Below are 23,536 nucleotides of genomic sequence, written 5' to 3'. Positions count from 1 at the left end.
GCTGACCCTCGTGCGATCAGACCCGCACAACCGTCACGTCGTACTGCGGGATCCAGGCGTTACGCGTGACGAGGGCCAGCCGATGGGCCTGCGCCTGGGCGATGAGCAGCCGGTCGAAGGGGTCCTCGTGGACCATGGGCAGGCGCCCGGCCCGAACGCCGTGGGCGGCGGTGACGGGGAGGCTGGGGAAGGCGAGGTCGCGCACGCGCTCGGCCAGGTCACCCGGCCCTTCCAGCAGCCCGAGGTGCTGTTTGAAGGTGATCTCCCAGGGAGAGACGGCGCTGATGTGTACGGCGTCGGCCGAATCGAGGAGGCGTTTGACCTCCTCGGACAGCTGAGGTGTGTCGTCAAGCCACCACAGGATCACAGCTGTGTCGAGGAGAAGGCGCATCACGCCATCCCCAAGGCTGCGGAGATACGGGGGTGGGGGCAGTCGAAGTGACGAGCGATCCGGACCTGCCCACGCAGTGAGCCACGCCCGTCGCACCGAAGGGCCGACTCCCGTACGGGTACGGCAGGCGCACCCGCCCCACGGATCACCACCGCCCGCCGGTCGACGAGCTGAATCAGGGTGCCGCGAAACAGGGGCCTGTCGGGCAGCACCGAACGCCGCCGGAGGACACGCCAGAACCACGTCATGACATCACCGAGGGGTGGACCGTCGTCGGCGCGGGAACGGCAGCCGGGGTCACGACCTCCGCCCAGATGGTCTTCCCGATCCCGGCCGGCCGTTCCTTCACCCCCCAGCAGAAGGCCAACGCGTCGACGATCAACAGCCCGCGCCCGCCCGTGTCCAACTCACCGGGCCACCGCACCTCGGGGCGGCCATCACCGGCGTCACTCACCTCCAGCCGAAGCCAGGCGCCCTGATCCCGGACCTCGATGCGTACGCCGATCATCCGGTCGCCGGGGACGGCTACGCGCACGGCGTTGGTGACCAGCTCGGAGAGCACCAACTCCGCCGTTTCGACCACCTCCTGCCCGGCCCTCCACTCCCCGAGCTTGGCGCGGAGGAGGGCGCGGGCCCGGGGGACGCTGCTGCGGCTGCGGGCCAGCCGAAAGTTCACTTCACACAGTTCACCCATCACCGTCTCCAAGGGGTCAAAGCTCAACCGAAGTCCCGTGCGGGTGAGTTCAGTTCACCGGAGCACTCCACCCGCCACCGACAGAATGAGTGCGCACCATCCGAAACTGCAACGTTGCCAATAGCCTTGGCATCACTTTTCATCCTTTCGGGTATCCGGATCCCGACAGAGCCTCTACTTTGCTAAAGGTGTTCACATGCAGACGAAGAGCACTGCCACCAACACCTCGACCGTCCTCGGCCGCCAACTGGGAGACGAACTACGGAAGTTGCGCGAGAAGGCCGGACTGACGACCAACCAGGCAGCGGAGGCTCTGGACTGCACCAAGGGCAAGATCAGCCGGATCGAGAACGGGCGCGTGGCAGTGCGGCTCCCCGACCTGACGGCGATGCTGCACGCGTACCAGCTCTCCGACCACGAGGTCCGGGACCGCCTCGCCTCCCTGGCGCGCAAGGCGAACCGCAGGCGTCGGGAGGGCTGGTGGAACCAGTACGGCGACGTACTGGCCGACACCTACCGCGACTACATCGCGCTGGAGGCGATGGCGGGGTCCATCCGAACCTTTCAGGCACAGTTGATTCCAGGACTGCTCCAGACCCCGGACTACATTCGCGCGGTCACCGTGGCTTCGCGCCAGTGGAAGACGGCTGACGAGATCGAGAAGTTCGTTCAAGTCCGCCTGGCGCGGCAGGAACGACTCTTGGGTGACACTCCGCTACAGCTGTGGGCCGTGGTGTCGGAAGCCGTCCTCCTCCAACAAGTCGGTGGTGCACAGGTGATGAACGATCAGCTTCAGCATCTCCTGGCCAGTTCCGAGCGCCCGAACGTGACGGTGCAGGTGCTGCCGTTCTCGCGCGGGGCTCATGCGAGTATGTTCGGCCCGTACGTAGTGCTGGGCTTTCCCGAGGAGGGGGCGCTCGACGTGGTGCTGGCGGACAATCCGTCCGGCTCCATGTGGCTGGAACGGGAGGCGGACGTCTCGCGCTACCAAGACCTGTTCGATGCCGCGCGCACATCCGCGCTCTCCCCGGCCGAGTCCCGCGCTGTCATCCATCGCAGGGCCGAGGAGCATCAAGCATGAACAGCGCACACCAGAGCACGCCGGACCTGTCGGGCGCACGGTGGCGCACCAGCTCGTACAGCGGCGGCAACAACGAGTGCGTGGAGGTCGCCCCGAACCTCCCCCACCTGGTCCCGGTCCGCGACAGCACCCGCCCCGCCGGCCCGGCCATAACCTTCGGCCACAACGCCTGGCGGGTTTTCGTCAGCAACTTGGCGTAGTCCCGACCAAGAGCGTTCGGCACAGTGACCGGCCTCTCACCGCAGAAACGCGCCTGGCCGCATTTCGTCGTTGCCGCTCAGCAAAGCACCATGACAGCATCCCTACGTGACTGACCACGGGGATGACATACCTGAGCCCGGCCGCCGGTCCAGGCTCGCCGATCTGGCCGACTGGACCGTACCCGAGCGCCCGGCGAAAGCGGCACCTCCGGTGCCTGAGCCGAAGCCGGAGCCTGAGCAGGTGCATGCGCTGGCGTCCGCCCGGCGCGAGTTCGCGATTCTGCTCGGGGAGTTCCGGCGAACGGCGGTTCTGGTTCCGTTCGACCCGTACGGAAGCCTGTGGACGGCGGATCAGAACGGCGTCCGCTGGATCTGTGCCTTCTCCAACGAAGAAGCCCTCGCACGGTTCGCACAAGCACAGGGCGACGGCGATCGGGAGTGGACGTACCGCACAATTCTCGGTGCGCGCCTGCTGGACGCGATGGTGCCGATGCTGCCCGGCCCCGCGGGAGTCGCGCTGGACGCGGGAAGCACCAACGGCGTGCTGTTTCCGCCGGTCGCGGGCATCGTGCCCGACCATGTGGCAGTCGATCTGGGGGAGACGGGATGAGCGGGGAGAACGCGGATCTGAACGTGCCGCCGGCGACGCTGGCGCAAATCGCGCGAGGCATCGACCTGGCGCACACGGAGTTGAAGGAACTCGGCATGACCGGCGAGGCAACGGCCGGCCGAGGGTTCTCGGATCTCGCCCTCTCAGGGCTGGAGTTGGGACACGGCGGGCTGACGTCGAAGTTCGAGACGTTCTGCAATCGGTGGGAGTGGGGGGTACGGGCGCTGTCTCAGCGGGGCAACGCCCTCGCTGCCGGATTGGGTTTGTCCGTGGGCTCGTTCGCCGAGCAGGAGCAGTACATCAAGGACTCGCTCAAGATCGCGGTGAACTCCACCAATGGAAACCCGTACCTGTCCGAGGACGAGGTCAAGGGCATGAGCTGGGACTCGATCAGCAAGCAGCATGCCTGGGACAACCCGGACTGGAGCGTGGACTCGTTCACCGAGGCCCACGGTGAGGTGAAGCAACAGTGGAAGGACACCGCGTACGACGTCGGAGACGCGCTGCTGGACGCCTCGGGGGCAGACGCAGAGCAGCGTGAAGGAATCGACGCCTGGGCTGAGAAACACCTCAATCCTTCGGAAGAGACCGTGGCGCAGGCCGAAGAACCGCGATGGGGGCAGAACCGCTGATGGTGGACTGGCGAGGGGGGCTCGACAAGGTCGTCGACGGGGCCGTCCAGGGGCTCGACAAGAGCAAGGAGCTCCTGGGCGAAGGCATCGACGCGGCGACGGACAAAGTCGGCGCGGGGCTGGACAAGATCGGTGCGCACGACTGGGCCGACAAGGTCGAGGACTGGGGTGACGAGACCGCGTCCTCGCTGGGTGCGGAGATCGGGGAGAAGCAACTCGGGCAGAGCGAAGAGGCGGACGAGCTGATTCATGGGAGACCGGAGAAGATCACCGCGACGGTGAAGAATCTTCGGGATTTCCAACGGGCTTTCGACCTCGTCGGCGGCGGGATGAAGAAGCTCGACTCCGGTCACTGGCGCGGCGAAGCAGCCGACACCTTCCGGAAGAAGTTCTCGACGCTTCCCACCGACTGGCTGCGCGCGGCGGACTCGTTCGAGGACGCGGCGAAGGCGCTGGAGACGTATGCGTCGGCCGTCACGAGTGCCCAGAGCAAGGCGCGTGCGGCGATCGCGCTCTACAAGGAGGGTACGCGGGACTCCGAGAAGGCCGTCGCGGCATTCAACAAGAAGGTCGACGCGTACAACGCGGCTCGCAACGGCGACGGTCCCCTCCCCCACCCGGGCACCTTCTCCGACCCGGGTGTGAGCAAGCGCAAGCGGGCTCAGGACGATCTGGAGGACGCCCGACGCATACGGAACGAGGCGGGCGGGCGGGCCGAGAGCGCGATCACCGCGGCCATGGCGCACGCACCGAATGAGCCGAAGGGCGCAGCCCGGCTCAAGAACGAGGTGTACGACTACGGCCTCTCGCAGGGCGTCGAGCTGGCCCACTTCGGCGGGGGCGTACTCAAGGGTGTCGGCGGCCTGATGGGCTTCCTCCGCCAGACTAATCCTCTCGACCCGTACAACCTGACCCACCCGGCGGAGATGTACAAGGGCGTCAGCATGACGCTGTCCGGCCTGACCAGGACGGTCGCCAACCCCGACCGTGCCCTGGAAAGCGCCTGGGACGCGGCCAAGAGCGACCCGTCCGAGTTCTTCGGCCGCCTGCTCCCGGAGGCAGTCGGAACGAAGGGTGCCGGAGCGCTCAAGGGTGGTCTGCGGGCAGGGCTGCGGAAGGGCGGCGGGCCTGAGGGCCCGCAGAAGCCGCCGGGGCCGGCGCGCGAAGGGCACGAGGAGTCGCCCAACTCCAATGGAAAGCAGTGCAACGAAGTCAAATGCGCGGGCGATCCGATCGATGTGGCGACCGGGCGCATGCTCATGCCGCAGACGGACATTGCTCTCCCTGGATCTCTCCCTCTCGTCTTCTCCCGGGTATTCGATTCCTCGTACCGGAGCGGTCGCTGGTTCGGCACCGGCTGGTCGAGCACAGTCGACCAGCGCCTGGAGATAGACGCGCAGGGTGTCATATTCACTTGCGACCAGGGCAGTCTGCTGGCCTACCCGCACCCCGCGCCTGGTGTCCCCGTCATGCCCACACACGGTCGGCAGTGGCCTCTCGACCGGGTGCCTGATGGCTACACCATCACAGACCCGGAAACCGGCCAAGTTCTGCGCTTCGCCGACCAGAATCCTGACCTGGCTCTGCTGGCCCAGATCGACGACCGCAACGGCCGCTGGATCGCCTTCGAATACGACGAGGCGGGTGCGCCAACGTCCATCGTCCACCACGGCGGCTACCACCTGAAACTCACAACGGCCGAAGGGCGAGTCACCGCCTTGCACTTGGCGGGTGCCGCACCGGACGGAACCGACCAGGAAATCATGCGGTACGGCTACACGGACGGCCACCTCACGGCGGTCACCAACTCCTCCGGCCTGCCTCTACGTTTCGACTGCGACGACCTGGGCCGCATCACTGCGTGGATGGACACCAACGACAGCCGCTACGAGTACGTCTACGACGATCTCAACCGCTGCGTCTACCAGTCGGGCACGGACGGCCACCTCGAAGCCAGTTTCACTTGGGATGGCACAGACCCCAAAACAGGCCTGCGCATGACGTCCATGACGGACGGTCTCGGGCACACCACGCGCTATGTAATCAACGATCGAGCCCAAGTCGTGACCGAGATCGATGCTCTGGGTGGCGTCACCCGCTTCGAGTACGACCGCTTTCACCGACTGCTTTCCGTCACCGATCCGTTGGGGAACGTCAGTCGATCCGTCTACGACGACCACGGCAGGCTGACGACGGTGGTACGCCCCGACAGTCGAAAGTTGGAGGCGGAGTACAACAGTCTGGGTCTAGCTGTACGCATCAAGAACGCGAACGGAACAATTACCCGGCAAACGTTTGATGCCCGAGGGAACCGACTCTCGGCCACTGACTCCTCGGGGGCAACAACGAAATTCTCCTACAGCAGGGCTGGGCACCTTGTGTCCATCGAGAACCCTCTGGGAGAGCGCTGCGTCGTACGGCGTGATGACGCCGGACTTCCGGTAGAGATAATTGACCCCTCGGGAGCATCTGTCAGGTACGAGCGCGACAAGTTCGGCCGACTGGTCACGCTCACAGACTCAGCCGGGAGAGTCGCTACATTCGAGTGGACTGTCGGGGGCCAGCTATCTCGCCGCACCAATGTGGACGGCACCACGCAATCATGGACACATGACGGCGAAGGAAACTGTCTCAGCTATACCGACGCTATGGGTCGCGTTTCCTATTTTCAGTACACACACTTCGACCTCATGAAGTCGCGCACAGGGCCCGACGGCGCACGCTACGAATTTGACCACAACACTAATCTGCAGCTAGTCCGAGTAAGAAACCCACTCGGAATGACGTGGGATTATAACTACAATGCAACAGGCCGCGTAGCTAGGGAGACCGACTTCGACAATCGCACGCTCACCTACGACTTCGACGCCTGTGGCCATCTAGTCGGACGCACGAATGATCTTGGTGAGACCACTCGTTACTCGCACAACGAGCTCGGTCAAATCCTGCAGAAGGATGCGGCTGGCATCGTCACGACCTACGAGTACGACATCTTCGATCAGCTAGCCCGGGCAGAAAGTCCGGACGTTGTACTGACTCGCCTCCGCGACCGTCACGGCCGCCTGAGGTCTGAAACGGTGAACGGCCGAACCCTCACGTACGGCCACGATGCACTTGGACGGCGCGTCTCTCGCACCACGCCCACTGGTGCGGTGAGCACATGGGCATTTGATGCGGTCGGGCTGCCTGCGGAACTCTCCGCATCCGGACGGATCATGACGTTCGTTCGCGATGCCTCGGGCCGCGAAGTAGGCCGTCACCTGGGAGACGCGACGCAACTGACACACGAGTTCGACGCAGCAGGTCGTCTCACGGGCCAGAGAATTTCCGCACACAATCGCGTACTTCGTAGCCGCACATACGATTACCGCGCAGACGGAAATCTCGTTGGCATCCATGATGCAATCGAAGGAAACCGCCGATTCGATGTAGATGCCGCAGGTCGCGTCACCGGCGTCCACGCAGCGAACTGGACCGAGGCCTACGCTTACGATCAAGTAGGAAACCAGGTCCAGGCAAGCTGGCCCGACTCACATGCCAGCCAGGAAGCATCTGGCACGCGTACCTACGCCGGCACGCGAATTACTCGCGCTGGCCGCACTCGGTACGAGCATGATGCGCACGGTCGGGTAATTCTCCGTCAGAGGATCCGCCTTTCCCGCAAGCCGGATACGTGGCACTACAGCTGGGACACTGAGGACCGAATCAGCTCTGTCATCACACCTGATGGCACGCGGTGGTGCTACCAATACGATCCCTTGGGGCGGCGCATCGCAAAGCAACGCATGGCCGGAGACGGTGAATCTGTAGCAGAACGGACCTGGTTCACCTGGGATGGCATCACCCTGTGCGAACAGGTGACGCCCGCTCCATCCCAAAGAAAATCGATAGTCCTGACTTGGGATCATGACGGTTTTCGCCCTTTGACCCAGACTGAACGCATTCTCCCTTCGGACCTGTCTCAGGAATCAATCAACGAGCGCTTCTTTACCATAGTCACCGACCTTGTGGGCAGCCCTACGGAGCTTATTGACGAGTCGGGGGAAATCGCATGGCACGCCCGCAACACTCTTTGGGGTGTAACAAGCTGGGCCGTGCACAGTACGACCTACACGCCACTCCGCTTCCCAGGCCAGTACTTTGATCCGGAGACCGGCCTCCACTACAACTTTCATCGCTATTACGACCCTGAGATATCACGGTACTTCACCGTTGACCCACTTGGGCTGGTTCCAGCATCGAACCCTGTTGCCTACGTGGGGAATCCGCACACCTGGGCAGATCCGCTTGGCCTCGGTCCCTGCCCTCCACCATCTCTCGCTGATGCAAAAAGCAGGGCGCTTAGAGAAGCTGGTGTACCCGAAGGAGCGGAGCCGTTTGATGTGGATAATTGGGTTAAGGCCACCACTCCTCCGTGGCAGGGCAGTAAGCAACTTATGGACGAGAACCACCAGCCCATATACTATACCGAGGAGTGGTACGAATCAGCATCCGGAGATATTGTCGTATTCCAAGACCATCACTTCGGACACCAAAAACCAGGGGAGCCCGGATATCAGCCAGCACATATCCACGTAAGACCGTTCGATGACACTCGAAATGGCCAAATACCCGGAACCGAGGAACATTACTACTATGACAAATCACTGGGCTGATCTACTAAGAAACCCGCACCCTCTAGGTTCTTTCTACTCCGCCATTCCGCCTCTGAAATCTGTACGCCTGAGATCATTTCATATTGACTGGCGCGGGCCCGCATTGACGACTCGGATCGACTTTCCTGAATATCCGGAACATGCCCCGCGCGAATGGTCCACACTTGGGCACAACACCCTGCAGGCACATCTCCAGTTTGCAGCTGTCGATGACCTTACGGTACACGGTTGGATTCCCTCAACATTCGTTGACATCGACATTTCCTTCCTGAACGACTGGACAATTCAAACGAACATCAGTGGCGCAGGCCTAGAATTCCAATTCAACTGCAGCAATTCCCTTACTATCGGCCACATCAGCTCCTTCCGAGCTACCGAATCCGGATCAGACGAGGTTTCTCACAGCTTCCTGCGCCCAATCGACGCACGCAGATTTTCCTCCATCCCCGACACCTATGTGAGCAATTTCTATGACCGCTGATTGGCCCCGCTTCCTCGATGACCCTCAATCCATCTATAGCTTGTACGACGAGGGACCCGACCTCAGCCGCTGCGACCTGTTCCACATGCTTGCAGATGAGCGGAAAGACAGCATCACGCTGGGCTTCCAGACTGCCCAGACCCCGGAGCGCATCAGGCCCGAGTGGAGGGAAAAGGAGTACAACTCCTTCACCTTCTACCTCTTCTTTTCCGGAGTGCATGAACTAGACATCCGAGGATGGGCAAATCCCGGGTGTAAGGAAGTTTCCATCCGGCGCAAAACAGATGAAAATCTGATGGTTACCATCACGTCGGAGGGCAGCTCAGCTACTTTTCGGGCGCGCACGGTAAGTCTCGCCGCTGCGCGCGTTGGGCTAGTTTCCCAAGCCTCGTAGCCACGGAGAAGAGCGAGACTGGAAACGGGTCACTCCTCCGGCGGGAACACCACCTCCCCCGACCCCGCCAGCGTCAGCGTGATCGCCTCCACCGGGCAGCCCTCCGCCGCCGCCAGGACGTGTTCGCCCGCGTCGCGGTTCTCCGTCGTCGGGTGGGACTGGCGGGCCGAGTCCAGGTGGAAGGCGTCGCCCGCGTGGTTGACGCACATGCCGGAGCCGATGCAGACCGTGCGGTCGACCTCCACGTGCCAGCGGTCGCCCATCACGCCTCCCGGTAGCCGGCGGGGAGGTGGATCATCTTGTGCTCGAAGAACTCGCCGTAGCCCTCGGGGCCGAACTCGCGGCCCAGGCCCGAGTTCTTGTAGCCGCCGAACGGGCCGAGCATGTCGAGGCTGAAGGTGTTCACGCTGTACGTGCCCGTGCGGATGCGGCGGGCTATGTCGATGCCGCGTTCCGTGTCCGCCGTCCAGACGCTGCCGCTGAGGCCGTACGGGGAGTCGTCGGCGATGCGGACGGCCTCGGCCTCGTCCGCGTACGGGATCAGGCAGATCACCGGGCCGAAGATCTCCTCGCGGGCGATGCGCATGGAGTTGTCGACCGAGCCGAAGAGGGTGGGCTCGACGTACCAGCCTCGCTCCTGGGAGGCCGGTACGTTGCCGCCTGTGAGGATCTTCGCTCCCTCCTCCTGGCCCAACCTGATGTAGTCCAGGGAGCGTTGCTGCTGGCGTCGGGCCACCAGCGGGCCCAGTTCCGTTGTCGGGTCCAACGGGTCGCCCACGCGGAGTGCCCCTGCCGCTGCCGCGAAGGCCTCCGCTATTTCCTCGTAGCGGCTGCGCGGCGCCAGGATCCGCGTCTGCGCCACGCACGCCTGGCCGTTGATCATCCACGCGAACGGGACGATCCCCGCCACGGCCGCCTCCAGGTCCGCGTCCGGGAGGATCACCGCCGCCGACTTTCCGCCCAACTCCAGGGTGACGCGGGTCAGGTTGCGCGAGGCCACCTCCATCACGCGGCGGCCCGCCGCGACCGAGCCGGTGAAGGAGACCTTGTCCACGCCCCGGTGGCCCACCAGGTACTCGCTGACCTCCCTGTCGGCCGGGAGGATGGAGAGGACCCCGGGCGGCAGGCCCGCCTCCTCCGCTATCTCCGCCAAGAGGTAGGCGTCCAGGGGGGTTTCCGGGGAGACCTTCAGCACCGCCGTGCAGCCCGCCAGCAGCGCCGGGGCCAGCTTCGCCGCCGCCGTGAACTGCGGGACGTTCCACGGGACCACCGCCGCCACCACGCCCACCGGTTCACGGCGGACCAGCAGCGGGCCGAGGACGCCGTCGCGCCGTTCCTCGTACGGGAACGTCCGCGCCACCGTGATCGCCGAGTCCCAGACCATCATCGCGGCCAGCGCCTGCACCATGACGCTCGCGCTGTACGGGGTGCCGTTCTGCGCGCTGATCAGGCGCGCGAACTCCTCGTGGCGTACGGCGAAGGCGTCCTTGATCCGGGTGATCACCGCGATCCGCTCGTCCAGTGTCATGCGGGGCCAGGGGCCCTCGTCGAAGGCCTGGCGGGCCGCCGCGACCGCCCGGTCGACGTCCGCCTCCGATGCGTGTGGCACACAGCCGATGACCTGTTCGGTGTGCGGGGAGATCACCTCGATGACCTCGGTGGAGAGCGGATCGGTGAACTCCCCGCCGATGAACAGGCGTCCGTGCTCCACCAGCTCCGTACGTTCCGTCATGGCCGTCGCCTCCCGTTGAACCCGTGAACCCGTGGCCCCGTACGCCAGTACACTCCATCAACTGACTGGTCGTCAGAACTGATATCAGTTCTTGTTTCAGTAGTCCACGGGGGGCGCAGCGTCAATGACCCCCTCCCTCCCGCGATTTGGTAGACCCGGGCTACCACTGGAACGAGTTCTCGTTACAGTGGAGGCCGAAGCGGAGAAGGGGAGCCCATGGCACAGGTGACTCACGGGACCGGGACGCAGGTGGCCGATCACGGCGGGGGCGTCCACAGCATCAGGGTGCCCATCCCGGACAATCCCCTCGGGCACACCCTGGTCCACCTCGTCGACACCGACCGGGGGCCCGTCCTCATCGACACCGGCTGGGACGATCCCGCCTCCTGGGACACCCTGGTCGCCGGGCTCTCCGCCCTCGGCACCGCCGTCACCGACATCCACGGCGTCGTCATCACCCACCACCACCCCGACCACCACGGCCTCTCCGGCCAGGTCCGCGAGGCGTCCGGGGCCTGGATCGCGATGCACGAGGCCGACACCGCGATCGTCCGCCGTACCCGCGAATCCGAGCCCGGCACCTGGCTCGACTACCTCGTCCGCAAGCTCGCCGCCGTCGGCGCGCCGGACGACCACCTCGCCCCGTTGCGCGCCGCCCGCAGCGGGGGGCGGCTGCGGACCCTGCCCGGGCTGCGCGCCGCCCTGCCCGACCGGGAGATCGTCCCCGGCGAGCTGCTCGACCTCGCCGGGCGGCGGCTTCGTGCCGTCTGGACGCCCGGGCACACCCCGGGCCACGTCTGCCTCCATCTGGAGGAGCGGCATCCCGCCGGGCTGGAAGGGAACGGGCGGCTGTTCTCCGGCGACCACCTGCTGCCGGGGATCAGTCCGCACATCGGGCTGTACGAGGACCCGGACGACACCGCCGTCACCGATCCGCTCGGCGACTACCTCGCCTCGCTGGAGCGGATCGGCCGGCTCGGGGTGGCCGAGGTGCTGCCCGCGCACCAGCACGCCTTCACCGATGCGGGCAGGCGCGTACGGGAGCTGCTGGACCACCACGAGGAGCGGCTGACCGGGCTCCTCGCCCTGTTCGCCACGCCGCTCACCCCGTGGCAGCTCGCCGAGCAGATGGAGTGGAACCGGCCCTGGGAGCAGATCCCGCACGGTTCGCGGTCCATCGCCGTGTCGGAGGCCGAGTCCCATCTGCGGCGGCTCGTGAAGCTCGGCCGCGCGGAGGCCGTCCCTGGCGGGCCCCCGGTGACGTACATCGCCGTGTGACGCCCCGCCCGCTCGCGGCCCGTGCCCCAGTGACGTACACCGCCGCCCCCGTCCCCACCAGGGACGACCCCGGTGACGTACATCGCGACGCGCGGCCCCCGGCCCCTCCCCTACGGACCGGTAGAGTGAGCAGGTCGTCATCATGCCCGTACAGGGGACGCCGGAGACTCTCCGGCGCAGCGCCCCAGCCGTGACCCGTCCGCCCGACGGCAGCCGGACCGCCCTCCGCGGAGCGTGACCGGCTCGGGCCACCGGAACCCCGGTGGCCGGCACCGTCGAGGCATACGGGGCCGGAGCCCGGTGCCCTCGTGCGCCCGGGGAGTCCGGCCCTCGCAGGAGAGGCCCAGCCAGCCATGACCGTACGCCGCAGCGCAGCCGCGCTCGCGACCACCGCCGTGCTCCTGGGCGTCGCCGCCCCCGTGGCGGTCGCCCCTGTGGCGGTAGCCGCACCGAGCCCTTCCCCGTCGGCGGATCTGCCGGCCGGGCTCTACGGCACCACGGACCCCACCTACGACGGGGTGTGGCGGCAGTCCCTCGCCTTCCTCGCGCAGAAGATCGAGTACGTCACGCCGTCGACGCAGGCCGTCGACTGGCTGGTGGGCCAGCAGTGCGACAGCGGGGCGTTCCCCTCGTACCGGGCCGACGCCTCCAAGCCCTGCGACGCGTCGACGGTGATGGACACCAACGCCACCGCCATCGCCGTCCAGGCCCTCGTCGAGATCAACCAGCGCCGCGAGGACGCCAACAACGGGGCCGACTGGCTGAAGTCCGTGCAGAACGAGGACGGCGGCTGGGGCTACAACCCGGGCAGCCCGTCCGACGCGAACTCCACCTCCATCGTCATCGGCGCGCTCGCCCGCACCGGCGTCCCGGTCAACGAGCTCACCACCAAGGACGGCAGCACCCCGTACACCGCGCTCCAGTCGCTGGCGATCGCCTGCGGGAAGAAGGACGGCGGCGCGTTCGCCTACCAGCCGGACAAGAAGGGCGAGCTGACCGCCAACATGGACGCCACCGCGGCCTCCGTGCTCGGTCTGATGGGCAAGGGCATCGCCTCCGGCACGTCCAACGCGGTCAAGGACCCCACCTGCACCAAGGGCGACGACCTCAGCCCGGAGCAGAGCGCCCAGAACGGCGCCTCCTTCCTCGCTGACACGCTGGAGAAGCAGCCGTATCTGGAGCAGGCCCCGATGCCGGGCGCCGAGGACTCCGACCCGCAGCCCGACTACGGCAACACCGCGGACGCGGTCGTCGCCCTCGCCGCCTCCGGGCACACCGACAAGGCCAAGGCGTCGGTGGCCTGGCTGCAGAAGAACGCCACCGGCTGGGGGAAGCAGGGCGGCCCGGCCGCCACCGGACAGCTGATCCTCGCCGCGCACGCCACCGGCGCCGACGCACGCAGCTTCGGCGGCGTCGACCTCGTCAAGCAGCTCAACTCGATGGGCCCCTCGCCGGCCGCCACCGCCCTCCCCTCGCCGACGCCGACCGGTCCGCAGCCCTCCAGCGGCACCGACAGCGACGACGGCGGGCTGAGCCTGGGGTGGCTGATCGGCATCGGGCTGCTCGCTGGCACCGGCATCGGCTTCGTGCTCAGCATGCGCGGGAAGAAGAAGCAGCCGTGAGCCCTGCACGGGCCGCCACCCGGCTTCGCGTTCCCGTCGTCTCGCTGCTCGCCGCCCTGGTCGCCGCCTCCGCCGTCCTGCTCGGCGCGGGGAGCGCCCAGGCCGCCGGGTATCGCTACTGGTCCTTCTGGGAGGGCAACGGCAAGAACTGGGAGTACGCCACCCAGGGGCCGTCCCTCCTGCGCCCGGACGACGGTACGGTCCAGGGCTTCCGGTTCGCCGTGAGCGAGGACTCCGGCGACGCCGACCAGCCGCGCCGCGCCCCGGACTTCGGGGCGATCTGTGCGGACACCCCGGCGGAGGACGGGAAGAAGCGGGTGGCTCTGGTGATCGACCCGGGCACGACCACGGACGCCCCGGACGGCGAGAAGCCGCCCGCCCTGCGCACGGCCTGCGCGCAGGTCGCGCCGGACGCCAGCAGCGCGGAGGCGCTCGCCGCCGTGGCGAAGCCGCTGCGGTACGACGACAGCGCCATGCTCTGTGCGATCTCCGGCTATCCGAAAACGGGCTGCGGCGAGCAGGTGTCCGGCGACAGCGGCAGCGCGAAGCCGTCCGAGCCGACCAGGACGGCCGAGGAATCGGGCGAGGACGCGGACGCGGAAGGTGACGGCGGCGGCGGTCCGTCCGTCGGGCTCCTCGTCGGCATCGGCGCCGTCCTGCTGCTCGGCATCGCCGCCGTCGTCCAGGCCCGCCGCCGCCGGTGACCGCTTCCCCGGCGTCGGCCCCGGCCCGGCTGCTGCGCCGCGCCCTGCGCGCCCCCGAGGCGGACCGCGCCAACGCGCTGCCCGCCGGGGCGTGGTGGCTGTGGGCGCTGGGGCTCGCCACCGCGGCGTCCCGGACGACCAACCCGCTGCTGCTCGGGCTGCTGGTCGGGGTCGCCGGGTATGTGGTGGCGGCGCGGCGCACGGACGCGCCGTGGGCCCGTTCGTACGGCGCGTTCGTCAAGCTCGGGCTGTTCGTCGTGGCGCTGCGGCTGGTGTTCTCCGTCTTGCTCGGCTCGTCGATCCCCGGCTCGCACACCGTGCTGACCCTGCCCGAACTGCCGCTGCCCGACTGGGCGCAGGGTGTGCGGATCGGTGGCCGGGTCACCGCCGAACAGCTGGTGTTCTCGCTGTACGAGGGGATGAAGCTGGCCACGCTGCTGATCTGCGTCGGCGCGGCGAACGCGCTGGCCAACCCGGCGCGGCTGCTGAAGTCGCTGCCCGGTGCGCTGTACGAGGCCGGGGTCGCCGTCGTGGTCGCGATGACGTTCGCGCCGAACATGGTGGCCGACGTGGTCCGGCTGCGCACCGCGCGCCGGCTGCGGGGGCGGCCGACCGGCGGGGTGCGGGCGGTGGCGCAGATCGGGCTGCCGGTGCTGGAGGGGGCGCTGGAGCGGTCGGTGGCGGTGGCCGCGTCGATGGACGCGCGCGGGTACGGGCGTACGGCCCAGGTCCCGGCGGCCGTCCGGCACACCACGAACGTCCTCACCCTGGGCGGGCTGCTCGGGGTGTGCGCCGGTACGTACGGGCTGCTGGCCGCGCAGGGGGCGGTGTACGGGCTGCCGTTGCTGCTGGCCAGCCTGGTCACCGCGATGGCGGGGCTGCGGCTCGGCGGGCGGCGTTCGGTGCGGACCCGCTATCGCCCGGACCGGTGGGGTGTGCGGGCCTGGCTGGTGGCGTGCTCGGGTGCGGCGGTCGCGGCGGCGATGATCTGGGCGGGGGCGGTGGATCCGGAAGCGCTGCGCCCCGGGGTCGTACCGCTGACCGCGCCGGTGCTGCCGCTGTGGCCCGCGGCGGCGGCGCTGATCGGGCTGCTGCCCGCGCTGGTCGCCCCCGTACCGCCGTCGAACCGGGCGGTGGCCGACAGACCGGTGCGACGCGGCAAGGAGCAGGCGTGATCAGGTTCGAGCGGGTCTCCGTGCGGTACGAGGGCACGGAGCGTCCCACGCTGTCCGGGGTCGACCTCACGGTCCCCGAGGGCGAACTCGTGCTGCTCGTCGGCCCCTCCGGTGTCGGTAAGTCGACTTTGCTGGGTACGGTGTCGGGGCTCGTCCCGCACTTCACGGGCGGGCTGCTGTCGGGCCGGGTCACGGTGGACAGCCGCGACACCCGTACGCACAAGCCGCGTGAACTGGCCGATCTGGTCGGGACGGTGGGCCAGGATCCGCTGGCGCACTTCGTCACGGACACCGTCGAGGACGAGCTCGCGTACGGCATGGAGTCGCTGGGGCTCGCCCCGGACGTGATGCGCCGCCGGGTCGAGGAGACCCTCGATCTGCTGGGCCTGGCCGAGCTGCGCGACCGGCCGATCGCGACGCTGTCGGGCGGCCAGCAGCAGCGGGTGGCGATCGGTTCGGTGCTCACCCCGCACCCGAAGGTGCTGGTGCTGGACGAGCCGACCTCGGCGCTGGACCCGGCGGCGGCCGAGGAGGTCCTCGCGGTGCTCCAGCGGCTGGTGCACGACCTGGGCACGACCGTGCTGATGGCCGAGCACCGCCTGGAGCGGGTGGTGCAGTACGCGGACCAGGTCGTCCTGCTGCCCGCCCCGGGCGCCGCCCCCGTGATGGGGCCGCCCGCCGGGATCATGAAGGTGTCGCCGGTCCGGCCGCCCGTGGTGGAGCTGGGCCTGCTGGCGGGCTGGGACCCGCTGCCCCTGTCGGTACGGGACGCCCGGCGCGGGGCGGGCGGGCTGCGGGAGCGGCTGGCGGACGCGTCACCGCCCGAGGCGCCGGGAGCCCCGCCGGCCTCGGAGCAGCCGGGAGCGGCGGTGCCCGTGCGGACGGGCGTCGCCCCGGCGTCGGGGCCGGGTTCGGCGGCGGCACCGGTGCCGGTGGCCGCCGCGGAACGCTCCCGCCCCGGACGCCTCGCCCGGCTGCTGGGCCAGGGCCGGGACCGCACGGGAAGCCCTGGCACGTCCGGCGCGTCCGCCACCCCCGCCGCCGATCCGGTCACCCGGGTCGACGGGCTCGGGGTGCGGCGCGGCCGGGTCGAGGCGTTGCGGCGGGTGACGCTCACCGTGGCCCCGGGCGAGACGGTGGCCCTGATGGGCCGCAACGGGGCCGGCAAGTCCACCCTGCTCGGCGCGCTCGTCGGAATGATCGAGCCCACCGCGGGCACCGTGCGCGTCGGCGGCCTGGCCCCGGCCCGGACGGACCCGCGGGCGATGGTGCGCCGCGTCGGCCTCGTACCGCAGGAGCCGCGCGATCTGCTGTACGCGGACACGGTGGCCGCCGAGTGCGCCGCCGCCGACCGGGACGCGGGCGCGGCGGAGGGCACCTGCCGGGCGCTGGTGTCGGAGCTGCTGCCGGGGGTCGGGGACGACACCCATCCCCGGGACCTGTCCGAGGGGCAGCGCCTCGCGCTCGCCCTGGCGCTGGTGCTGACGGGCCGGCCGCCGCTGTTGCTGCTGGACGAGCCGACGCGGGGCCTGGACTACGCGGCGAAGGCCCGGCTGGTCGGCGTACTGCGCGGCCTCGCGGCCGAGGGGCACGCGATCGTCCTGGCCACACACGACGTGGAGCTGGCGGCGGAGCTGGCGCACCGGGTGGTGATCCTCGCGGACGGGGAGGTCGTCGCGGACGGCCCGACCGGGCGGGTGGTGGTCTCCTCCCCCGCGTTCGCCCCGCAGACGGCGAAGATCCTCGCCCCGCAGGAGTGGCTGACCGTGTCCCAGGTGCGCGGGGCGCTGGAGGCGGGAGCGTGAAGGAGATGACGGACGTCACCGAACGGGCTCCCCGGCCCGTGCGGCTCGGGCCGAAGTCGGTGGCCGTGCTGCTGCTGACCGGGGCCGTCGGCGTGGTCGCCTTCGGGTGGCCGCTGCTGGCGGACGCCGGCTCCGGGCTCGCGCACGCGAAGGACGCGCCCTGGCTGTTCGCGGCGCTGCTGCCGCTGCTCGTCGCGGTGGTGGTGGCGACGATCTCCGAGTCGGGGATGGACGCGAAGGCCGTCGCGATGCTCGGCGTGCTGGCGGCGGTCGGGGCCGCGTTGCGCCCGCTCGGGGCGGGGACGGCGGGGCTGGAGCCGATGTTCTTCCTGATGGTGCTGAGCGGCCGGGTTCTCGGACCCGGGTTCGGTTTCGTGCTCGGCTCGGTGACCATGTTCGCCTCGGCGCTGCTGACGGGCGGGGTCGGGCCGTGGATGCCGTTCCAGATGCTGTCGATGGGCTGGTTCACGATGGGCGCGGGGCTGCTGCCGGGGCCCGACCGGCTGCGCGGGCGGGTCGAGTTGGCGATGCTCGCGCTGTACGGGTGCGTGGCGGCGTTCGCGTACGGCACGGTGATGAACCTCCAGGGCTGGACGCTCATCGCCGGTCTCGGATCGGGGATCTCGTTCGTCGCGGGCGACCCGCTGCACGAGAACCTGGTGCGGTTCCTCGCCTACTGCGCGGCGACCTCGCTGGGCTGGGACCTGGGACGGGCGGTGCTGACGGTGGTGCTGACCCTCACGCTCGGCCCGACGCTGCTGAGGGCGCTGCGCCGGGCCACCCGCCGCGCCGCGTTCGACGCGCGGGCCGCGTTCGGGGAGCCCGAGGCGGCCGACAGGCTCTAGGCATCCCTCGGGCAGGGGTGGCCCAGAGCCTCTCCGGGCACGGGTGCTGTGCTCACAGGCGCTGGATGATCGTCCCCGTCGCCAGGGCTCCTCCCGCGCACATCGTGATCAGCGCGAACTCCTTGTCACGGCGTTCCAGTTCGTGCAGGGCCGTGGTGATCAGCCGGGCGCCCGTCGCGCCGACCGGGTGGCCCAGCGCGATCGCGCCACCGTTGACGTTGACCTTCTCCAGGCCGTCGAGGTCCGTCTCGAACTCCTGCGCCCAGCTCAGCACCACCGACGCGAACGCCTCGTTGATCTCGACGAGGTCGATGTCCCGCAGGGACATGCCGGCCTTGCCGAGCACCGCCCGGGTCGCGTCGATCGGGCCGTCGAGGTGGAAGTGCGGGTCGGCGCCGACGAGGGCCTGGGCGACGATCCGGGCCCGGGGTTTCAGCTTGAGGGCCCGCGCCATGCGCTTGGAGGACCACAGGATGGCCGCGGCCCCGTCGGATATCTGCGAGGAGTTGCCCGCCGTGTGGATGGCGCTCGGCATGACGGCCTTCAGTCCGGCGAGCGCCTCCATCGAGGTGTCGCGCAGCCCCTCGTCCCGGTCAACGAGCCGCCACATGCCCTGGCCCGCCGCCTGCTCCTCCTCGGTGGTCGGGACCTGGACGGCGTACGTCTCGCGCTTGAAGCGCTCCTCGGCCCAGGCGGCGGCCGCCCGCTGCTGGGAGAGCAGGCCGAGGGCGTCGACCCGCTCCCGGGTCAGACCGCGTTTGCGGGCGATGCGTTCGGCGGCCTCGAACTGGTTGGGCAGGTCGACGTTCCACTCGTCGGGCCAGGGCTTTCCCGGGCCGTGCTTGGAGCCGCTGCCCAGGGGCACCCGGGACATGGCCTCGACGCCGCAGCTGATGCCGACGTCGATGACCCCGGCGGCCACCATGTTGGCGACCATGTGGGAGGCCTGCTGCGAGGAGCCGCACTGGCAGTCCACGGTGGTGGCGGCGGTCTCGTAGGGCAGACCGACGGTCAGCCAGGCGGTGCGGGCCGGGTTCATCGACTGCTCGCCGGCGTGGGTGACGGTGCCGCCGACGATCTGTTCGACGCAGTCGGCCTGGATGCCGGTGCGGCCGAGAAGTTCACGGTAGGTCTCGCCCAGCAGATAGGCGGGGTGCAGATTGGCGAGTGCGCCTCCACGCTTGCCGATGGGGGTGCGTACGGCTTCGACGATGACGGGTTCCGCGGCCATGAGCTCGTCCTCTCCTCGCGCTTCCGCAGGGGGCGTCCCGGCGCCCGCGGAAGGAACTAGTACGCGTTCTAGTTCTGCCCAGCAGTCTCATGACGGCGGCCCGGCTGCGCAAGGGGCGTGCACGCACCGCACACGCGCGACTCCATAACGGAAGACCCCTTCCGCGCCGCCACGCACTCACCCGGGGCGATGGATCCGGCCACGGCTCTTGCCACTTGTAGAACTCGTTACTACCTTGCGGGCAATTCCTGATGGACCGTCAGAAGCAGAGTGGCGCGCCCGTCGGTCTCGGACGGTTCGCGATCAGATCCGGAGTGGAGAGGTGCCCATGCGCTGCCCCCATCTGCCCGAAGGGTTCGACTTCACCGATCCCGATCTCCTCCAAGACCGTGTGCCGCACCCGGAGTTCGCCCTGATGCGGGAGACCGCACCGGTCTGGTGGTGCACCCAGCCGCCCAACATCTCCGGCTTCGGCGACGAGGGCTACTGGGTCGTCACCCGCCACGCGGACGTCAAGTACGTCTCCACGCACCCCGAGTTGTTCTCCTCGAACACCAACACCGCCGTCATCCGCTTCAACGAGACGATCAGCCGTGACCAGATCGACGTGCAGAAGCTGATCATGCTGAACATGGACCCGCCGGAACACACCCGAGTCCGCCAGATCGTCCAGCGCGGCTTCACCCCGCGCGCGGTGCGCTCGCTGGAGGCGGCCCTGCGCTCCCGGGCCCGGTCCATCGTCGAGACGGCCCTCGCGTCGGCGGACGCGGACGGCTCCTTCGACTTCGTGACGAACATCGCGGTGGAGCTGCCGCTCCAGGCCATCGCCGAGCTCATCGGCGTACCGCAGGACGACCGGTCCAAGATCTTCGACTGGTCCAACAAGATGGCCGCGTACGACGATCCCGAGTACGCGATCACCGAGGAGGTCGGCGCCGAGGCGGCGATGGAGATCGTGTCGTACTCGATGAACCTGGCGGCGGCCCGCAAGGAGTGCCCGGCCCAGGACATCGTCACGCAGCTGGTCGCGGCGGAGGGCGAAGGGAACCTGTCCTCCGACGAGTTCGGGTTCTTCGTGATCCTGCTCGCGGTGGCCGGGAACGAGACGACCCGTAACGCGATCAGCCACGGCATGCACGCCTTCCTCACCCATCCCGAGCAGTGGGAGCTGTACAAGAGGGAACGGCCGAAAACCACCGCCGAGGAGATCGTGCGCTGGGCGACGCCGGTCGTCTCCTTCCAGCGGACCGCCACCCAGGACCTGGAGCTGGGCGGTCAGCGGATCAGGAAGGGCGAGCGGGTGGGTCTCTTCTACTCCTCTGCCAACAACGACCCGGAGGTGTTCGACTCCCCGGAGACCTTCGACATCGCCCGCGATCCCAATCCGCACCTCGGGTTCGGGGGCGGCGGTCCGCACTTCTGCCTGGGCAAGTCGCTGGCCGTGATGGAGATCGACCTGATCTTCAACGCCATCGCCGATGTGCTGCCGGATCTGCGACTGCTGGAGGATCCGCGACGGCTGCGGTCGGCCTGGCTCAACGGGATCAAACAGCTCCAGGTGAGCGTCGCCCCGGGGCACTGACACCCTCCGCCGAGTGGCGGGGCGGGCGCGACGGACGGACCATGTAGGGACGCGGCGATCCACGCCGAAGGGGTGCCGGGACGGTTGACGTCGTCCCGGCGCCCCTTCGGCCTGCTCACCCGCTGTGTGCCGCCTGCTGCTTCCCGGCCGGTACGGGGCCGGGGTCGGGCTGAGGGTCGGGCTCGGGGTCGACCGCCGGTTCCGCGGGCGGAGACTTCACGGATGGTGCCGCCTCCTTCTCCCCGGTCTCCAGCTTCCGCGGCCCCGACAGCACGTACGTCAGCCCGAAGCCCGCCGCCACGACCAGCGCGCCGCCGACGGCGTCGAGCACCCAGTGGTTGGCGGTGGCCACGATCGCCGCGATGGTGAAGAGGGGGTGCAGCAGACCGAGCGCCTTCATCCACAGCTTCGGGGCCAGCATCACGATCACCACACCACACCACAGCGACCAGCCGAAGTGCAGCGACGGCATCGCCGCGTACTGGTTGGTGACGGTGGTCAGCGTCCCGTAGTCGGGCTTCGCGAAGTCCTGCACCCCGTGGACGGTGTCGATGAAGCCGAGGCCGGGCATCAGCCGGGGCGGGGCCAGGGGGTAGAGCCAGAAGCCGACGAGCGCGAGCAGCGTGGCGAAGCCGATGGAGGAGCGGACCCAGCGGTAGTCGGCGGGTCGGCGCACGTACAGCACGCCGAGAATCGTCAGCGGGACGATGAAGTGGAACGTGGAGTAGTAGTAGTCGAAGAAGTCGCGCAGCCAATCGATCTTGACGACCGTGTGGTTGACCCAGTGCTCGATGTCGATGTGCAGCCACTGCTCGATGGCGTGGATCTGCCGGCCGTGCTCCTCGGCGAGCGGGCGGCCCGCCCGGGCGGCGAGGCGGACCTGGGCGTACGCGTCGTAGACGACCCGGATGAGCAGGAGTTCCAGCAGCAGGTTGGGGCGGGTGAAGACCCGGCGCCAGAACGGCAGGAGCGGCACGCGTCTCCAGCGCGCCGCGACCGGTTTCGCGTAGTCGGTGGGGACCGGGTGCTGCCAGTACGGCGAGGTGCGGGGCAGGAACGGGGCGAGGCAGGCCGCGCCGAGCGCCGCGAGGAGCAGGATGTTGTCGCGTACCGGGAAGAGCACCTCGATGTTCGGCAGCAGCATCGTGCCCGGCAGGGTGACGGCGAGGACCACCACGGACGGCCAGACCAGCCGGTCGGAGGCCCGCTTGCCGACCTTGCCGACGACCGCGAGGAGCACCCAGAGCAGCTGGTGCTGCCAGGCGGTCGGCGAGACGGCGACCACGACACAGCCGGTCACGGCCACCGCGAGGAGCAGCTGACCGTCCTCGGCGTACCGCACCGCGCGCCGCAGCCCGAGGACCACGACGCCGGCGGCGAGCACCAGGAACAGGGCGATCTCCACGGGGCCTTCGAGGCCGAGCCGGAGCAGCGCCCCGTGCAGGGACTGGTTTGCCAGGCTGTCCGGCCGCTCCCCCAGTCCGGCGCCCGCGAGATGGTGCACCCAGTACGTCCACGAGTCCTTCGGCGCCGCGGCCCAAGCGGCGGCCGTGGCGAGGGCGAAGGTCGCACCCGCGCTCACCGAGGCCTGCCGTCTGCCGGTCAGCCAGAGCAGGGCGGCGAAGAGCAGCAGCACCGGCTGGAAGGCCGCGGCGATACCGACGAGGACGCCCGCCGCCCGGTGCTCCCGGACGACGAACCAGGCCAGCAGCACCAGCAGGACGGGCAGGATGCTGGTCTGGCCCAGGTGCAGGGCGTTGCGGACCGGCAGCGACAGCAGGAACAGGCTGATCGCGACGGGGGCCGCGAGCAGGGCCGTCCGGCGGCCCACCGGACCGGGCAGCGCCCTGGCCGCGACGAGGCCGAGGGCGACGACGAGCAGCAGGGACCCGAACGTCCAGGCCACGCCCAGGGTCTGCTGGGCCGTGGCGGTGAGCGGCTTCAGGACGAGCCCGGCGAAGGGCGTCCCGGTGAACCGGCCGCTGTCGTACAGCGAGCCCGTCATGTGCAGGATGCCGTTCTCCCCGATCCAGGTCTCCAGATCGAGGAGCCGTTCCCCCGGTGGCTGCCGGAGCACCACCGCCACCTGCCGTACCGCGAGCGCGGCCACGACCAGCCAGAGCAGGGCCCTGGTCAGCCCCGTTCTCGCTCCCGCGTCCGCCGCCGCGTCACCGCGCACACTGTGATCCGCATTCACCACGCTGCGCCGACCCTCCCACCGTTCCATGCATCGCCCTTCGAGTGGGGGCCATGCAGGATGAAGCCTCGCATTGCCCTACGAGGTAGACCCAATCAACCCCCTCTTTGCCTGACTGTCATCCTGCTTTGGTCCGGAAGAATTCGTCCGTGGGGATGACGGGGGCGCCCGAAGGGCCTCGGGCGCCCAGGTCAGCGGGGGTACCGGAAGACCTCGGGCGCCCAGGT

At 68.9% G+C, this 23,536-nt stretch carries 20 protein-coding genes; 14 read left to right on the top strand and 6 right to left on the bottom strand.

The window, feature by feature from the left end:
- Positions 1 to 16: 16 nt before the first annotated feature.
- Positions 17 to 391 (bottom strand): type II toxin-antitoxin system VapC family toxin, encoded by a 375-nt coding sequence (locus IE140_RS07590; RefSeq protein ID WP_150193969.1) that lies wholly within the window; start codon positions 389 to 391, stop codon positions 17 to 19.
- Between the two features lie 244 nt (positions 392 to 635).
- The gene (locus IE140_RS07585) at positions 636 to 1,067 is read right to left on the bottom strand and encodes an ATP-binding protein (RefSeq protein WP_229826725.1); all 432 of its coding nucleotides are present in this window, start codon (positions 1,065 to 1,067) and stop codon (positions 636 to 638) included.
- A 214-nt stretch (positions 1,068 to 1,281) separates the two neighbouring features.
- On the opposite strand from IE140_RS07585, the gene IE140_RS07580 reads away from it, so the two are divergent.
- From IE140_RS07580 to IE140_RS07550, 7 genes are all read left to right on the top strand, one after another.
- Entirely contained in the window at positions 1,282 to 2,166 is an 885-nt protein-coding gene (locus IE140_RS07580) for a helix-turn-helix domain-containing protein (protein WP_150193973.1), read from the top strand.
- Complete coding sequence (locus IE140_RS07575; RefSeq protein ID WP_150193974.1) at positions 2,163 to 2,366, top strand: DUF397 domain-containing protein; 204 nt, start codon at positions 2,163 to 2,165, stop codon at positions 2,364 to 2,366. The genes IE140_RS07580 and IE140_RS07575 overlap by 4 nt, the downstream gene beginning before the upstream one ends.
- A 106-nt stretch (positions 2,367 to 2,472) precedes the next feature.
- Positions 2,473 to 2,976, top strand: coding sequence for an SseB family protein (locus tag IE140_RS07570; protein WP_189460211.1), 504 nt, complete (start codon positions 2,473 to 2,475; stop codon positions 2,974 to 2,976).
- Positions 2,973 to 3,608, top strand: coding sequence for a hypothetical protein (locus tag IE140_RS07565; protein ID WP_150193976.1), 636 nt, complete (start codon positions 2,973 to 2,975; stop codon positions 3,606 to 3,608). The genes IE140_RS07570 and IE140_RS07565 overlap by 4 nt, the downstream gene beginning before the upstream one ends.
- Positions 3,590 to 8,263 (top strand): putative T7SS-secreted protein, encoded by a 4,674-nt coding sequence (locus IE140_RS07560; RefSeq protein ID WP_229826724.1) that lies wholly within the window; start codon positions 3,590 to 3,592, stop codon positions 8,261 to 8,263. Before IE140_RS07565 ends, IE140_RS07560 begins: the two co-directional genes overlap by 19 nt.
- Positions 8,244 to 8,744, top strand: coding sequence for an Imm50 family immunity protein (locus tag IE140_RS07555; protein ID WP_167533458.1), 501 nt, complete (start codon positions 8,244 to 8,246; stop codon positions 8,742 to 8,744). Before IE140_RS07560 ends, IE140_RS07555 begins: the two co-directional genes overlap by 20 nt.
- Positions 8,734 to 9,138, top strand: coding sequence for an Imm50 family immunity protein (locus IE140_RS07550; RefSeq protein ID WP_150193980.1), 405 nt, complete (start codon positions 8,734 to 8,736; stop codon positions 9,136 to 9,138). Before IE140_RS07555 ends, IE140_RS07550 begins: the two co-directional genes overlap by 11 nt.
- 29 nt (positions 9,139 to 9,167) lie before the next feature.
- Here IE140_RS07550 and IE140_RS07545 read toward each other — a convergent pair whose 3' ends face one another.
- Complete coding sequence (locus tag IE140_RS07545; RefSeq protein WP_150193982.1) at positions 9,168 to 9,401, bottom strand: ferredoxin; 234 nt, start codon at positions 9,399 to 9,401, stop codon at positions 9,168 to 9,170.
- Positions 9,401 to 10,870, bottom strand: a complete 1,470-nt coding sequence (locus IE140_RS07540; protein ID WP_150193984.1) for an aldehyde dehydrogenase — start codon at positions 10,868 to 10,870, stop codon at positions 9,401 to 9,403. Before IE140_RS07540 ends, IE140_RS07545 begins: the two co-directional genes overlap by 1 nt.
- Positions 10,871 to 11,086: 216 nt before the next feature.
- Between IE140_RS07540 and IE140_RS07535 the strand changes: the two genes are divergently transcribed.
- The 6 genes from IE140_RS07535 (at position 11,087) to IE140_RS07510 (ending at position 18,299) form a co-directional block, all read left to right on the top strand.
- Positions 11,087 to 12,148, top strand: coding sequence for a Strvi_7410 family MBL fold metallo-hydrolase (locus tag IE140_RS07535; protein WP_150193986.1), 1,062 nt, complete (start codon positions 11,087 to 11,089; stop codon positions 12,146 to 12,148).
- A 353-nt stretch (positions 12,149 to 12,501) separates the two neighbouring features.
- Positions 12,502 to 13,770, top strand: a complete 1,269-nt coding sequence (locus IE140_RS07530) for an SCO2321 family membrane protein (RefSeq protein ID WP_150193988.1) — start codon at positions 12,502 to 12,504, stop codon at positions 13,768 to 13,770.
- Entirely contained in the window at positions 13,767 to 14,474 is a 708-nt protein-coding gene (locus IE140_RS07525) for an SCO2322 family protein (RefSeq protein WP_150193990.1), read from the top strand. Before IE140_RS07530 ends, IE140_RS07525 begins: the two co-directional genes overlap by 4 nt.
- Complete coding sequence (locus IE140_RS07520; RefSeq protein ID WP_150193992.1) at positions 14,471 to 15,649, top strand: energy-coupling factor transporter transmembrane component T; 1,179 nt, start codon at positions 14,471 to 14,473, stop codon at positions 15,647 to 15,649. Before IE140_RS07525 ends, IE140_RS07520 begins: the two co-directional genes overlap by 4 nt.
- Complete coding sequence (locus IE140_RS07515; protein WP_150193994.1) at positions 15,646 to 17,454, top strand: ABC transporter ATP-binding protein; 1,809 nt, start codon at positions 15,646 to 15,648, stop codon at positions 17,452 to 17,454. The genes IE140_RS07520 and IE140_RS07515 overlap by 4 nt, the downstream gene beginning before the upstream one ends.
- A gap of 5 nt (positions 17,455 to 17,459) precedes the next feature.
- Complete coding sequence (locus IE140_RS07510; protein WP_150194010.1) at positions 17,460 to 18,299, top strand: ECF transporter S component; 840 nt, start codon at positions 17,460 to 17,462, stop codon at positions 18,297 to 18,299.
- A 52-nt stretch (positions 18,300 to 18,351) separates the two neighbouring features.
- Here the strand turns inward: IE140_RS07510 and IE140_RS07505 are convergent, their stop codons facing one another.
- Positions 18,352 to 19,530 carry a steroid 3-ketoacyl-CoA thiolase gene (locus tag IE140_RS07505; RefSeq protein ID WP_109178374.1) on the bottom strand — a complete coding sequence of 393 codons (1,179 nt, stop codon included), beginning with the start codon at positions 19,528 to 19,530 and terminating at the stop codon, positions 18,352 to 18,354.
- A gap of 328 nt (positions 19,531 to 19,858) precedes the next feature.
- Here IE140_RS07505 and IE140_RS07500 point away from each other — a divergent pair, with 328 nt between their 5' ends.
- Complete coding sequence (locus tag IE140_RS07500) at positions 19,859 to 21,112, top strand: cytochrome P450 (RefSeq protein WP_109178375.1); 1,254 nt, start codon at positions 19,859 to 19,861, stop codon at positions 21,110 to 21,112.
- 115 nt (positions 21,113 to 21,227) lie between these two features.
- On the opposite strand, the gene IE140_RS07495 is transcribed toward IE140_RS07500, so the two are convergent.
- Positions 21,228 to 23,339 carry a bifunctional glycosyltransferase 87/phosphatase PAP2 family protein gene (locus IE140_RS07495; RefSeq protein WP_150193996.1) on the bottom strand — a complete coding sequence of 704 codons (2,112 nt, stop codon included), beginning with the start codon at positions 23,337 to 23,339 and terminating at the stop codon, positions 21,228 to 21,230.
- Between the last annotated feature and the right edge of the window lie 197 nt (positions 23,340 to 23,536).

Origin of the sequence: Streptomyces parvus (assembly GCF_014648875.1) — a bacterium.
GTDB lineage: Bacteria > Actinomycetota > Actinomycetes > Streptomycetales > Streptomycetaceae > Streptomyces > Streptomyces parvus.
This window is presented reverse-complemented; position numbering and strand designations above follow the sequence as displayed.